Origin of the sequence: Nocardia sp. NPDC052566, assembly GCF_044547285.1 — a bacterium.
In the GTDB taxonomy this organism is placed as follows: Bacteria; Actinomycetota; Actinomycetes; order Mycobacteriales; family Mycobacteriaceae; genus Nocardia.
Map to the genome: position 1 here is coordinate 248,943 of NZ_JBIUAF010000008.1, position 13,166 is coordinate 262,108.

Here is a 13,166-nt window from a genome sequence, read left to right on the forward strand (position 1 = left end):
CACGGGGGTGTCAAAGTACCACCCGTGCGAACATCCGCGTGGCTGGCGCGCCGGACCGAATTCGCTGGCTGCGTAGTGAGCCGCGGTGCGCCTGAAGCCACTGTGACAGCTGCCGCTGTTGTGAATAGCGTGACGTGTCGGGCGAAACTCGTCAAGTGGCGGGCTCGACCCGGCAAAGGAGTGAGATCGCCTGTCGCGCTACAAGATCACGCCCACAAGCGGGCGAAACTCGGCGAAACCTACTGGGGCGGGGCTTGCAGAACGGGTCGATCGGGAATCTCGCTGGCCAGCCACTTGCCGCCGACCTTCTGCATCCTGACGATCACCGGACCGAAGGCGCTCTGCTGCGCGACTCCCCCCTTCGAGGCGCTGACCACGAGGTTCACGATCAATTCGGCACGATCGCTGGTGAGCAGCGTCACCCCGGATGGGCCGGGTTTGGCATCGGCGCGCACCTGCGCCTGACCGAGCGAGGAGAAGGTGGTGTCGGCGTACTTGTCGAACTCGGTGAGCATCGCCCCGGTCAGCACGTTGGGCAGCGCGGCCTTGTAGCCCGCGACGTTCGCCGAGTCGGTGGAGTAGATGGTCTTCAGCGCGTTCTCCGCCGCGGCCTTCACTTCCTCGGTGGCCTTGTTGTCGACGAAGGCCTTGTTCGAATCGTCGACGCCGGGTCGCAGCGCGCCGAATACCGCGAAGGTGCCGAGCAGTACCGCGAAGACGGCGACGACCGCGACCACGGTCCAGGACGGGCCGGACACGGGCGTCGGTTTCGGGCGCGCGACGATGCGCGGCACCGGCCGCGCGAACCACTGGAGTCCCGGCGCGACGCGCTCGGGGCGCTGCGGCTTTTCCGCGGTGCGCGAACCGGCGGTCTTCACCGGACGGGCGTCGCGCTTACCCGCCGGACGGGCGACGGTACGCCGCTGCGGCTGGGCGGACTGCTCCGCCGCGGGCTTGCGCTTGGAGGTGACCCGATTGACCGGTCGACGAGAATTCACGGCGCTCTCCTACGATCCGGGCTTGGGCTGACCGGGCTGACCGGATTGATCCGGCTGTCCCGGCGCGGGCTGCGGCGGCACCGCGGGCTGTGCGGGCGTCGAGGAGTCGGCGTTACCGCCCAGCAGCACGGGCGGTTCCAGCGAGGCCACCTGCTCGGCCTTCCACACGTCGCCGACCTTGGCCATGTTCAGGCTCCAGGTGTAGCGGTAGTTGGCGGCAGGGCGATCCGGCCTGGTCTCGGTGACACGGAGCACCACGACGGCCGAGGCCTTATCGCGTTCGCTGTTCAGCTCGCTCAGCGCCGAACCGACGATCTTGGCCTGCACCTTCACTCCGGCGCTGCGCATCATCGCCTCGATCTGCTGCTGATTCTTGGTCGCCGAATCGAGCAGCGCGCCGGTCATCGACGAGCGCTGCAGTGCCGAGGATCCCGGCACATCGTCGAGGTTGGTCGTGCTCATATTGAGCGCGGCCTGGCGCGCGCCGTCCAGCGCGGCATCGCGGGCGTCGACGCGCGGGGTGACGGTGAAGAACTCCTGCTGCACCCAGCGGCCGCCGAACCACAGCGACGCGAGAACGGCGAATACCAGCGCGACGGTCGCCGCGATGAACGCGACCAATCTGACCGTTCCGGTATCCGTGCGCGCGGGCTTGATTTCTGTTCGCGCGGGCACGGTGTCGGCGAGCCCACCCGACGGTTCGGCCGCCTTTTCGGGCACGGTCGAATCCGGCTCTTTGGAGAGATCGACTTCACTCACGCCAGCCACCCTAACGTCACTACTACTGGTCACCGCTTGGGCGTAACTCCCATCAGAGTCGCGAGCTGTACGGCGATCGGGTTCAGGTTCAGCTTTTCCGGATCGGTTTTAGGATTCGAATCCCACGGCTGAACGATATTGGGATCGGCGAGATCGGCACGCAGGCCGCCGCGCACCGCGGACGGATTACCGAACGGCACAGTGCATTTCGCGTCTTTGTTGAACGGGAATTCGTCGCGGGTGTCGTCGAAATCCGGGTTTTTCGCCTTCATCTCGTCGAGGATCTGCTTGGTGCCCTCATAGCCCTGGGTGCACGCGGGCGGATTGTTCACCTCGAGTACCAGGCCGAAGTGGCTGGTGCCGTCGCCGGGCGCGGTCGCCGAGGCGCCGATGGACAGGTGCGGCAGCATCTGCAGCAACGGGCGGATCGCGTAGAACTTCGGTGAGATGGCCAGCATCAGCTGGCGCAGATTGGTCAGATCCTGGGTGAGCGTGCCGCCGCTCTCGTTGAGCAGCGCCGCGATCTGCTCACCGAAATCGGCGCCGGTGCCGATGAGCCTGCGCACGTCGGGATCGTTGGACCGCAACTGCGCGGTGAGCTGGTCGAGGCCGTCGCTGAAGCGGCGGATCGCGTCGGACTGCGCGACCTGGGTGCCGAGGAAGGTACGGCTGTCGCGGATGAGCGCGATCGTCTGCGGCAGTGTCTCGTTGAAGGTCGCGGTGAATTTGTTCAGCGAATCGACGAACACCTTCAGGTCGTCGCCCTTGCCGTCGAACGCCTTGCCGAGCTCGGTGACGGTGGTGGTGAGCGCGTTCAGATCGACCGTACGAGTGAAGCTGTCGACGCTGGTCACCAGCTTTTCCACCGAGATGGGCACGGTGGCCGAGGTGATCACCGAACCGTCTTTCAGATACGGTCCCTTATCGGTGTCGGGCTGCAGATCGAGGTACTGCTCACCGATGGCGGAGCGGTTGGCCACCACGGCCTGCGCCGACGCCGGGATCTTCGGTGTGCCCGAGGTGATCTCGAGATCGATGACGACGCCGTCCGGGGTGAGCTGCAGATCGCCGACCCGGCCGACGGGGACGCCGCGGTAGGTCACCTCGGCGCCCTTGTAGATGCCGCCGGTCTGCTTGGCCTGCACCTTCACCAGGTACTGGCCGAAGCCGAACATCTGATCCAGCCGAATGTATTTGGCGCCGACGAAGGCGACGCCGACCACCGCGACCACCACGAAGACGATCAACTGCCAGCGAACGAGCTTGGTCATCGCGGACCACCCACTCCGAGCTGCTCCAGGAACTTGCCGAGCGGATCCGGCGCGCCCGGCACACCCACGGCGGGCGCGAGCGCCATATTCGGCGGCAACGGCAGCAGCGACACCGTTGGCCAGCCGGGACGCGCGCCGTTGCCGTTGTAGTAGGGGTTGGTCGGGTTCACCGGTACCGGCGGACCGGCCGGCGGGATGTAGACCGGATCCGGTTTGCCGACGCCGAGATTGCTCAGCGTGACACCGATCTGCTGATCCACCGAGAGCCAGGTGTTCACCTGGCCGCCGAAGGTGCCCTCCAGCGAGGAATCCGGGAAGGGATAGGTCGGCACCAGCGGCAGCGCGGTGACCAGATCCGGTGCGGCCCTGCCCAATTCCTGCAGCGTCGGGCGCAGCGAGGTGAGGTCGGTGATCAGATCGTTCTTCGAGGTGTTCAGCACGTCGAAACCGGCCTGCCCGACCCGGTCCAGCTGGGTGAGCAGACCGATCAGCTGCGGCCGCTGCTCATCGAGAATCTTTATGCCCTTGGGTAATTCGTCGAGGATCTTGCCGATCTGCTCGGTCTGCCTGGCCACCCGGCTGCTCAGCACGTCCAAACCGTCCAGCGCCCTGGTGATGTCGTCGACCTGCGCGTTGAGCCCGGCGATCAGGGTGTTGGCCTGTTCGAGCAGCGAGCGCACCTTGTCCTCACGGCCGCCGAGCGTCTTGTTCAGCTCGGTGACGATCGGTTGCAGCTGCGCGACGCCACCGCCGTTGAGCAGCAACGACATCGCGCCGAGCACCTGCTCGATCTCGGTGGCGTGCCTGGTACGAGTGATCGGGATGGTCGCGTTGTTCACCAGTTTGGCGGTATCCGCGTCGTCCTTCGGCTTGGACAGCTCGATGAACTTCTCGCCGAGCAGATTCGACTGCCGCACTTCGGCCCGCGCGTTGGCGGGCAGATCGACCGACGAATTCACCAGGGTCTTGACCGTGGCGACCCATTCGTCGCGCTGAATGGTGATGTCCTCGACGCGGCCCACCGGCACGCCCTCGACCTTCACCGCGGCCTGCGGCACCAGGTCGAGCACATCGTCGAATTGGATATTGATGGTCATCGGATGCGCGCCGACATCGGCGCCGCCGGGCAGCGGAATGCTGTAGATGCCGTCCGACGAGCACGAGGTGACCAGCGCGGCGGCCACGCCGATGGCCACGGCGGCGCCGAAACCGCGTGCGAGGCAATGGTTTCGCATCACCTTTCACCTCCCTGCGAGGGCGGCAGCCGGTCCGACGGCGTGCCGGGCACGGTACCGGGCACCGGCGCGCGCTGCTCGTTCTCACCGCTCAGCAGACCGAACGGCAGGATCAGCGTCGGCGTCTTCACCCCGGCGGTGATCTGATCGGTGATCGCCTTGCAGTGCTCGAGCAGCGGGCGCATCTGCCTGCCGATGGCCTCGAACCGCGGATCACCCGGCATCAGCTTGCTCAGGTCGAGCATCTTGCACACCACGCCGAACGGATCCTGCAGATCGGTGAAATTGGCGCGCATGTCGAGGGTGCCGGATTCGGCATTGTGCACGTTGATCAGGTTGCTCAGCGCCAGCGGCAGCACGGGCAGCGCGGCGGCCAGATCGTTACGCTGATCGGCCAGCGTCTTCGTCAGGGTGACCAGCCCCTCGGCGTTGCTGGCCACCAGCTCGCGGTTGTCGTCGATGAACCGGGCGACATCGCCGAGCGCGACGGAAAGCAGGTTCAAGGCCTCGCCGAGCGTCTGCCGTTCCCCGGCCAGGAAACCGGCCAAATCGGCGAGCTGGCCGTTGAATTCGCGTACCTGCTGATCGTTGCGACTCAGCATGGAGACGAAGCTCTGGAGGTTCTTGATGGTGTCGAAGATGTCACCGCGCGCATCGGAGAAATACCGCGCCGCCCGCGACAGCTGAGTCAGGCTGTTGGCCAGCGCTTCTCCGTTGCCCGCCAGGTTCGCCGCCGAGGTGCGCACCAGCTCGTTCACCGCGCCCTCTTTGTTAGCGCCGTTGGGCCCCAGCGCATCCGAGAGTTCGGCGATGCTCTTGTACAGCTGGTCGACCTCGACCGGGGTAACCGTGCGCTCGCGCGGAATCGTCGCGGTGCGGCCCATTTTCGGGCCGCCGGTGTACACCGGCGTGAGCTGGATGTAGCGGTCGGACACGATCGACGGGGTGATCTGCGCGGCCTTGGCCTCGGCCGGGATGTCGTAGGAGCGGTCGACGCTCATGACGACCTTCACCTTGTCGCCCATCGGCTCGATCGAGGTGACCGAACCCACCGGCACGCCGAGTACGCGCACGTCCGAGCCCTCGTAGATGCCGATCGACTGATCGAAGTACGCGGTGATGGTTGTCGTGGTCAGCCGATCGAACAGCCACCACAGCACACCGGCGAGCAGCACGGCCGCCGCCGCGACCAGCGCGACGGCCGCCTTGGTGCCACGGCTGGATTCACGCAGCGCGGTCAGCGGTTCCTTACGCCAGGTCGCCACGTCAGTTACCTCCCAGGTTGCGCACCGGCGGCCGGTCGCCCGGAATCTCCGGCAGCCCGGGCGGCACCAGGTTCACGATCACCGCGTCGAACCAGCGGCCGGTGCCGAGCACGTTGGCGTACAGGCCGTAGAACGGCGCGGCCAGCTCGAGTGTCTTGGAGATGTTCTGCTGGTTGGCATTCAGCAGATCGATCGAGGCACGCAGGTTCTTCAGTGCAGGCCCGATCTGTTCCTCGTTGTCGTGCACCAGCGCGCTCAGCTCGGCCGCGACCGTCCGCGCTCCGGACAGCAGCTGCGAAATGGATTGCTGGCGCACGTTCAGCTCGGTGAGCAGCTGACCGCCCGAGGCGAGCAGCCGCTCGAATTCGGCGTTGCGGTCGGCGAGCACCTTGGTGGTCTGGCGGGTCGCGGCGAACATTCGCTTCAGCTGCTCGTCGCGCTTGGCGAGGGTTTCCGACAGCCGCGCGACACCGTCGATGGAGCCGCGGATCTCCGGCGGCGTCGTCGCGAAGGTGTCCGAGAGCACCCGCATGCTGGTGGCCAGCTGCGCGGTATCGATCTGATCGATGTTCTTCGCGGCGTCGGTGAACGCGTCCACCACGTCGTACGGGGAGACGGTGCGCGACAGCGGAATTCGCTGCGCTGGATCGGCGGGCTTCGACCCCTTCGGATCCAGCGCCAGGTACTTCTGCCCGAGCAGCGTCTTGATCTGAATGGAGGCGGTGGTCTCGTTGCCGATCCAGGCGTCCTGGGTGCGGAAATCGACGAGCACCCGATCACCGGCCAACTTCACATCGGCCACCTCGCCGACCTTCACGCCGGCGATGCGTACCTCGTTGCCCTTCTTGATGCCCGCCGCCTCGGAGAACTCCGCGGTGTACTTGGTGCCCGCGCCGATGATCGGCAGCCGGTTCAGGAAGAACGCGGACAGGGTGATCAGCAGCACCACCGAAACGCCGAGCAGGCCCATGAACGCGGGGCTGCGCTTGCCGAGCAGGATCCGGTCGTCCATTTAGTGGCCTCCCTTCCCACTGCAGCGCGGTGCGGCATTGGTGTAGAGCGGCTGGTTGACCGTCGGCAGCCCCGCGGGCAGGTTGAGCTGCGGCGCATCCACCGCGCCCGGCCCGACAACGATGTCGATACCGCAGAGATAGAACTGGAACCAGGAGCCGTAACTGCCGACGCGGCCGAGCTTTTCCATCTTGATCGGCAGGTTCTTCAGCACCTCGTTCACATCGTCGGAACGCTCGTTGAGCGTGCCGGTCAGCTGGCTGAGCCCGGCGATCGAACCCTGCAGGGTCGGGCGAACCGGAACTAGCAGATCGGCGGTGGCCGAGGCCAGGTTGCCCAGCGAGCTCACCGAGCGGCCGATGGTGTCGCGCTCGGCGGCAAGCCCGCTGATCAGTGCTTCGGTATTCACGATGAGCTGATCGAACTGGTCGTCGCGCTTGTTCACCGTCTCGAGGATCGCGGTCAGGTTCTTCACCAGCTCGCCGATCACAGCGTCCTTGTCCGCGATCTTGTTGGTCAGGTTCGCGGTGGTGCCGACCAGATCGTGGATGGTGCCCTGCTCACCCTGGAACACCTGGATGATCTCGAAGGAAAGCTTGTTCACGTCATCGGCGGTCAGCGTACGGAACAGCGGGCGGAAACCGTTGAACAGCGTGGTCAAATTCAGCGCGGGCCTGGTGCGCTCCAGCGGAATGGTCCCGCCGCCGTTGAGCTTTCGGCCCTGCTCGCCCACGCCCTGCTCCAGTGCGATGTAGCGCTGGCCGACCAGGTTGCGGTATTTGATGGTCGCGGTGGTCGAGGCGGGCAGCCAATTGCGGTTCTGCAGTTCGAATTTCACCTCGGCGAGGCGCCGGTCCACGATCGAGACGCCGGTCACCTTGCCGACCCGCACGCCGGCGATGCGCACCTCATCGCCCGGATTGAGCGAGGTGACATCGGCGAAGCGGGCCTTGAATTCGGTACCGCCACCGCTGTAATTGGCGATGGAGAGCCCGAGAATGGTGGTCGCGAAAAGCGTCACCACGATGAAGACGATCAGTTTGGTGAGCGGTCCCGCCATGCCGCGCAATTGCTGTTTCATTTGACCCTCACCTCGCTGCCACGGAAGGCGGGCGCGCCGATCGCGGTGATCCAGCTCGGCACCTGCTCCGGCGAAACCCCTTGGGCCGCACCGTAGATCGTGCCGAGCGAGCGCGACTCCATCGGCGAGCCGACGGTGGTCGGTGCACCGGCGACCGGGTACACACCGAACTGTGGCGGCGACAGTTTGCCGGTCACCTGGTCACCCGGGTAGCGGCTGGGCACCTGGTAGGAGCCGTCGTTGAGCGATCCGCCGGTGTACTGGCCGGGATCGGTCGGCGTCGGATACTCCGGCACGCACCACGGCCCCGAAGTATCCAGCCAGCGCGGCTCGTCCTGATTCGGCAGGTATTTGCCTCGGGTATTGGTCAATTCGATGGTGACCCGCGAGCCGGGCCGATCGGTGCCCTTGCCGAAGAGCTGATCGATGCGCGGCTTCATCTTCGCGAAGTTGGCCAGCGCGCACGCGTAGCTCGGCGAGTAGTAGGCCAGCGGCTCGAGCAGCCCGCGCGAATCGGCGGCGAGGTCGATGATGTTGTCGCGGTTGGCGACCAGGAAATCGGCGCTGGTGGCCGAGGCCGGGGTCAGCACCGCGTACAGCGAGTCGATATCCCAGCGGCGTTGCACGATGGTGGCATTGGTGGTGCGGAAGTTGTCCAGCGCCTCGACCAACTGCGGCGCGGCATCGGAGTAGGTGGCGGCCACCGTGGCGAAATCGCGCAGATCCTGCTGGATATCGGGCATCACGCCGTTGAGCTCGCGGAAAATCGTGTCCAGCTTGTCCACGCTCTCACCGAGCGCGAGGCCCTGGCCGGACAGTGCCTGCGACAGCGAGCCGAGGGTGGCGGCCAGATCCTGCGGCGGAATCGCCTGCAGCAGCGGCAGCAGATCGTCGAGCAGCTTGCTCAGCTCCAGCGCGTTACCGCTCTTGTCCTGGTACAGCTTCACGCCGTTGGTCAGCTTGCCGCTCGGCTCCTGCGGGATCACCAGATCCACGTAACGCTCGCCGAACAGCGTCTTGGGCAGCAGCCGCGCGGTCGCGTTGGCCGGAATCTGCTGCGCCTTCGCGGGATCGATGGCCAGTTTCAGCGTCACCTCGCTGCCGTTGGCCTCGCTGGAGCGCACCTCACCGACGCTGACTCCGCGCACCTTGACCTCGGCGTTGCGGGTCAGCGCGTTGCCGACGCTGTCGGTGACCACGTCGACATCGACGGTCTTGGTGAACTCCTTGTTGTAGATCGCGATCGAGCCCGCGACGAACAGGGCGACAATCAAGAAGAACGCCAGGCCGAGCAGCCGCACGCGCAACTTCTCCGTCTTGCGCCATGCCAGCACGCTTTTCGTACTCATCCGGCCACCCGCACCGTGGTGGTGGTGCCCCAGATCGCCAGGCTCAGGAAGAAGTCGAGCACGTTGACGATCACGATGGCCGCGCGCACCGCCCGGCCCACCGCGACACCGACGCCTGCCGGGCCGCCGCTGGCGGTGAAGCCGTAGTAGCAGTGCACCAGGATGATGACGAACGCGAATATCAGCACCTTGAGGAACGAATAGAGCACGTCCTCCGGTGGCAGGAAGAGACTGAAATAGTGGTCATACGAGCCACTCGACTGCCCGTTGAACCAGATGCTGATCGCGCGCGAGGCGAAGAACGCGCCGAGCAGGCCGACGATGTAGAGCGGAATCACCGCGACGAATCCGGCGATCACCCGGCTGGTCACCAGGAACGGCACGCTCGGCACCGCCATCACCTCCAGCGCGTCGATCTCCTCGGAGATCCGCATCGCGCCGAGCTGCGCGGTGAAACCACAGCCGACCGTCGCCGATAACGCGAGCGCCGCGACCAGCGGCGCGATCTCGCGGGTGTTGATGTAGGCGGTGAGGAAGCCGGTGAGCACCGAGGTGCCCAGCGCGTCGAGCGCTTTGAAGCCTTGCAGGCCGACGACGACACCGACCGAGCCGGACATGAACACGATGACGCCGACCGTGCCGCCGATCACCGCGAGCGCGCCGCTGCCGAAGGTCACCTCGGCGAGCAGCCGCATGACCTCCTTGCGGTAGTGCACGGCGGTACGCGGAATCCAGGCGATGGCACGGGAGTAGAACGACATCTGCTCGCCCGCGCGATCCACCACATTCAGTGGCGCGCGGACGATCTGCACGGCCCGGCGGGCGGACTTGGCCAGGACCGGGTTGCGGTACGAACTTGCCACGGCTCAGGCGCCCTTGGCGGGGACGACCTGCAAATACACCAGGGTCAGGATGAGGTTCACGAAGAACAGGACCAGGAATGTGATCACCACGGATTGGTTCACCGCGTCACCGACTCCTTTCGGGCCCCCTTTGGGATGCAGCCCCTTGTACGCGGCGATGACGCCGGCGATGATGCCGAACACCGCGGCCTTGATCTCCCCGATCCACAGATCGGGCAGCTGGGCCAGCGCGGAGAACGAGGCGAGGTAGGCACCCGGTGTACCGCCCTGCAGCAGCACGTTGAAGAAGTAGCCGCCCGCGATGCCGACCACCGACACCAAACCGTTGAGCAGCAACGCGACCAGCGTCATGCCGAGCACGCGCGGCACGACCAGCTTCTGGATCGGATCGACGCCGAGCACCTCCATGGCGTCGATCTCCTCGCGGATGGTGCGCGAGCCGAGATCGGCGGCCACCGCCGAACCCGCGGCGCCCGCGATGATCAGCGCGGTCACCACCGGCGCCGCCTGCTGCACGATGGCGAGCACGCTCGTCGCGCCGGTAAAGGATTCCGCGCCCAGCTGTTTCACCAGCGAGCCGGTCTGCAGCGCGACGACCGCGCCGAAGGGAATGGCCACCAGTGCGCTCGGCAAGATCGAGACGCTCGCGATGAACCACGACTGCTCGATGAACTCACGCAACTGGAACGGCCGGCGGAATGTCTTGCGCATGACGTCGATGAGCAGCGCAAAGACATTGCCGGCCTGGGCAAACCCCGACTCCAGTGGAGTCCGCAATCGCGCCAGGGTCGAGTTCACGATCGCAGATGTTACCCGTTAGTTGTGTTAGGACGCACGGTAGTGTCGAACGACCCGCCCAGGTCACCGCCGTTGTACGCCATAACTTGCGTGTCGTCGTTCTGATCGAGCGACTCGCGGATGGCCACCTGCGCCGCGTGCGGCAGGGTGTGCATGATCTCGCGGACCCGGTCCTTGCGGCGGATCACGGCCTGGCGCACCGGCATTCCCGGAGTGGCCCGCATCTGCGGAATGATGCCCTCGACCTCTTCGGCGCCGCCGTGGTGATGACCCGCGTCGAACATCGCCTGCTCGCGCGCCATCTGGGCCTCGTCCTTCTCCTCGGACATGCCGATCGGGCCCTGCATGCGGCCGTTGAGGAACTGCTTGACCACCGGCTCGTCGCTGGTGAGCAGCACCTCGCGCGGGCCGAACATGACCAGCTGGCGGCGGAACAGCATGCCGATGTTGTCGGGCACGGTGCGGGCCAGGTTGATGTTGTGCGTGACGATCAGGATCGTGGCGTCGATCTGCGCGTTGATGTCGATCAGCAGCTGGCTGAGGTAGGAGGTGCGGACCGGGTCGAGGCCGGAGTCGGGCTCGTCGACCAGGATGATCTGCGGATCGAGCACCAGGGCGCGGGCCAGCCCGGCACGCTTGCGCATACCGCCGGAGATCTCGCCGGGCAGCTTGCCCTCGGCCCCGAGCAGACCGGTCAGCTCCAGCTTCTCCATGACGATCTTCTTGATCTCGTCTTCGGATTTCTTCGTGTGCTCGCGCAACGGGAAGGCGACGTTGTCGAACAGATTCATCGAGCCGAACAGCGCGCCGTCCTGGAAGAGCACGCCGAAGAGTTTGCGGATCTCGTAGAGCTCCTTGTTGGAGCAGGTGGTGATGTCGGTGCCGTCGATATAGATCGAGCCGCGTTCCGGGCGGAGTAGCCCGATCAGCGACTTGAGGAATACCGACTTACCGGTACCCGACGGGCCGAGCAGGGCGCTCACCTCGCCCGAAGGCAGGGTCAGTGACACGTCCTGCCAAATGCGCTGCGAACCGAAAGACTTGGTAACACCCTCGGTCCTGACCTCGACGCCCACGCCTACCTCCACAATTTCTCAGCGAGCCGCCCACCGGCGAACCGCGCGCTCGGTCATCGCGGTGTGTCACGTCACAGTGGGTGCGGTCACTGTATCCCATGACCTTGACCTGGCACACCCCAACCTGACTGAAGAGTAACCCCGCATTGCCGCCGGTAGCCGACCGGACAGCGCATGTCGGGGGAAAAAGCAAAACGGGCGGTCCCCCGAGGGGGACCGCCCGTTTTCGCGATTCGGTCTGGAATTACTTGACCGAGACCTTGGCGCCGGCCTCTTCCAGCTTCGCCTTGGCAGCCTCGGCGGCATCCTTGGCGACCTTCTCCAGGATCGGCTTCGGGGCGCCCTCGACCAGGTCCTTGGCTTCCTTCAGGCCCAGGCCGGAGACGATCTCACGGACCACCTTGATGACCTGGATCTTCTTGTCGCCCGCACCCTCGAGGATGACGTCGAACTCGTCCTGCTCCTCGGCGGCGTCGGCGGCAGCGGCGGCCGGGCCGGCGGCGGCAACGGCGACCGGGGCGGCAGCCTTGACATCGAACTTCTCTTCGAACGCCTTCACGAACTCCGAGAGCTCGAGCAGGGTCATGCCGCCGATTTCCTCGAGCAGCTGCTCAACGTTAGCCATTGATATTTCCTTTCGATTGGGTCATCTCCGCCGTGGCGGCGATGAAATGCTTTGTGTGGGTGACTTATTCGGCGTCGGCCGGAGCGGCGTCGGCCGGAGCGGCTGCGGCGCCGGAGCGCTGCTTCTCCTCCAGGGCGACGAGCAGGCGGGCCATCTTGGTCGCGGGCGCGGCGAACGTCGCAGCGGCCTTCGACAGGTTGGCCTTCATCGCGCCGGCCAGCTTGGCCAGCAGGACCTCGCGGGACTCCAGGTCGGCGATCCGCTCAACTTCGGACACGGACAGCGCGACGCCGTCCATGTAGCCGCCCTTGATGATCAGCGCCTTGTTGTCCTTGGCGAAAGCCTTGAGCGCCTTCGCGGCGTCGACCGGCTCACCCTTGATGAAGGTGATCGCGGTCGGACCGACGAACAAGTCATCCAGGCCTTCGACGCCAGCCTCGGCGGCAGCGCGCTTGACCAGGGTGTTCTTGGCGACGGAGTAGGTGGCGTCCGCGCCGAGCGCACGACGCAGCTCGGTGATCTTGCCGACCGACAGGCCACGGTATTCCGTGACAACAGTGGCCGTCGAGCTCTTGAACTGCTCCGTGATCTCCGCAACCGCGGTGACCTTTTCGGGTTTTGCCATACTTCGCCTCCTCTCTGGATGGTCGGTTCGTATCGAACTGCCGAATTCCAGGGGCCAGCAAAGCAAACGCCCCGAACGCAGAGCGTTCCGGGGCGCACAGGAATCATGGACTCGGACTTGCCGAATCAATTCCCCGACCTCGGCTCTCCCTGCGTGGGCCGCCGGCAATATCGCCGGACCTTCGACCGCACCCTCACGGGCACAGCGACC

General features: G+C 65.9%; 13 protein-coding genes. All 13 read right to left on the reverse strand.

The window, feature by feature from the left end; all coding sequences use genetic code 11:
- Positions 1-239 precede the first annotated feature (239 nt).
- The gene (locus ACIG5A_RS39415; RefSeq protein WP_397249857.1) at positions 240-998 is read right to left on the reverse strand and encodes a hypothetical protein; all 759 of its coding nucleotides are present in this window, start codon (positions 996-998) and stop codon (positions 240-242) included.
- 9 nt (positions 999-1,007) lie between these two features.
- Positions 1,008-1,757: a hypothetical protein gene (locus ACIG5A_RS39420; RefSeq protein WP_397249859.1), complete on the reverse strand. Its 750-nt coding sequence runs from the start codon at positions 1,755-1,757 to the stop codon at positions 1,008-1,010.
- Between the two features lie 29 nt (positions 1,758-1,786).
- The gene (locus ACIG5A_RS39425; RefSeq protein WP_397249861.1) at positions 1,787-3,028 is read right to left on the reverse strand and encodes an MCE family protein; all 1,242 of its coding nucleotides are present in this window, start codon (positions 3,026-3,028) and stop codon (positions 1,787-1,789) included.
- Positions 3,025-4,263 carry an MCE family protein gene (locus tag ACIG5A_RS39430; protein ID WP_397249863.1) on the reverse strand — a complete coding sequence of 413 codons (1,239 nt, stop codon included), beginning with the start codon at positions 4,261-4,263 and terminating at the stop codon, positions 3,025-3,027. The genes ACIG5A_RS39425 and ACIG5A_RS39430 overlap by 4 nt, the downstream gene beginning before the upstream one ends.
- Positions 4,263-5,495, reverse strand: coding sequence for an MCE family protein (locus ACIG5A_RS39435; RefSeq protein ID WP_397250323.1), 1,233 nt, complete (start codon positions 5,493-5,495; stop codon positions 4,263-4,265). The genes ACIG5A_RS39430 and ACIG5A_RS39435 overlap by 1 nt, the downstream gene beginning before the upstream one ends.
- A 34-nt stretch (positions 5,496-5,529) precedes the next feature.
- Positions 5,530-6,540: an MCE family protein gene (locus tag ACIG5A_RS39440; protein ID WP_397249865.1), complete on the reverse strand. Its 1,011-nt coding sequence runs from the start codon at positions 6,538-6,540 to the stop codon at positions 5,530-5,532.
- Positions 6,541-7,620 carry an MCE family protein gene (locus ACIG5A_RS39445; RefSeq protein WP_397249867.1) on the reverse strand — a complete coding sequence of 360 codons (1,080 nt, stop codon included), beginning with the start codon at positions 7,618-7,620 and terminating at the stop codon, positions 6,541-6,543. It lies immediately after the preceding gene.
- Positions 7,617-8,969 carry an MCE family protein gene (locus ACIG5A_RS39450; RefSeq protein WP_397249869.1) on the reverse strand — a complete coding sequence of 451 codons (1,353 nt, stop codon included), beginning with the start codon at positions 8,967-8,969 and terminating at the stop codon, positions 7,617-7,619. Before ACIG5A_RS39450 ends, ACIG5A_RS39445 begins: the two co-directional genes overlap by 4 nt.
- Entirely contained in the window at positions 8,966-9,730 is a 765-nt protein-coding gene (locus tag ACIG5A_RS39455) for an MlaE family ABC transporter permease (RefSeq protein ID WP_397250325.1), read from the reverse strand. The genes ACIG5A_RS39450 and ACIG5A_RS39455 overlap by 4 nt, the downstream gene beginning before the upstream one ends.
- A 105-nt stretch (positions 9,731-9,835) precedes the next feature.
- Entirely contained in the window at positions 9,836-10,543 is a 708-nt protein-coding gene (locus ACIG5A_RS39460; protein WP_397250327.1) for an MlaE family ABC transporter permease, read from the reverse strand.
- Between the two features lie 98 nt (positions 10,544-10,641).
- Positions 10,642-11,706: an ABC transporter ATP-binding protein gene (locus ACIG5A_RS39465; RefSeq protein WP_397249871.1), complete on the reverse strand. Its 1,065-nt coding sequence runs from the start codon at positions 11,704-11,706 to the stop codon at positions 10,642-10,644.
- Between the two features lie 244 nt (positions 11,707-11,950).
- A complete protein-coding gene (rplL, locus tag ACIG5A_RS39470; RefSeq protein WP_397249873.1) occupies positions 11,951-12,331 on the reverse strand; it encodes a 50S ribosomal protein L7/L12 in 381 nt (126 codons plus the stop codon).
- A 64-nt stretch (positions 12,332-12,395) separates the two neighbouring features.
- Positions 12,396-12,956 carry a 50S ribosomal protein L10 gene (rplJ, locus tag ACIG5A_RS39475; protein WP_397249875.1) on the reverse strand — a complete coding sequence of 187 codons (561 nt, stop codon included), beginning with the start codon at positions 12,954-12,956 and terminating at the stop codon, positions 12,396-12,398.
- Between the last annotated feature and the right edge of the window lie 210 nt (positions 12,957-13,166).

Excerpts from the sequence above, each read along its gene's own strand:
- rplJ (WP_397249875.1), bottom strand. The coding sequence starts at position 12,956 with ATGGCAAAACCCGAAAAGGTCACCGCGGTTGCGGAGATCACGGAGCAG.
- ACIG5A_RS39440 (WP_397249865.1), bottom strand. The coding sequence starts at position 6,540 with ATGGACGACCGGATCCTGCTCGGCAAGCGCAGCCCCGCGTTCATGGGC.
- ACIG5A_RS39460 (WP_397250327.1), bottom strand. The coding sequence starts at position 10,543 with ATGCGCAAGACATTCCGCCGGCCGTTCCAGTTGCGTGAGTTCATCGAG.
- ACIG5A_RS39430 (WP_397249863.1), bottom strand. The coding sequence starts at position 4,263 with ATGCGAAACCATTGCCTCGCACGCGGTTTCGGCGCCGCCGTGGCCATC.
- ACIG5A_RS39455 (WP_397250325.1), bottom strand. The coding sequence starts at position 9,730 with ATGTCGTTCTACTCCCGTGCCATCGCCTGGATTCCGCGTACCGCCGTG.
- ACIG5A_RS39445 (WP_397249867.1), bottom strand. The coding sequence starts at position 7,620 with ATGAAACAGCAATTGCGCGGCATGGCGGGACCGCTCACCAAACTGATC.
- ACIG5A_RS39450 (WP_397249869.1), bottom strand. The coding sequence starts at position 8,969 with ATGAGTACGAAAAGCGTGCTGGCATGGCGCAAGACGGAGAAGTTGCGC.
- ACIG5A_RS39425 (WP_397249861.1), bottom strand. The coding sequence starts at position 3,028 with ATGACCAAGCTCGTTCGCTGGCAGTTGATCGTCTTCGTGGTGGTCGCG.
- rplL (WP_397249873.1), bottom strand. The coding sequence starts at position 12,331 with ATGGCTAACGTTGAGCAGCTGCTCGAGGAAATCGGCGGCATGACCCTG.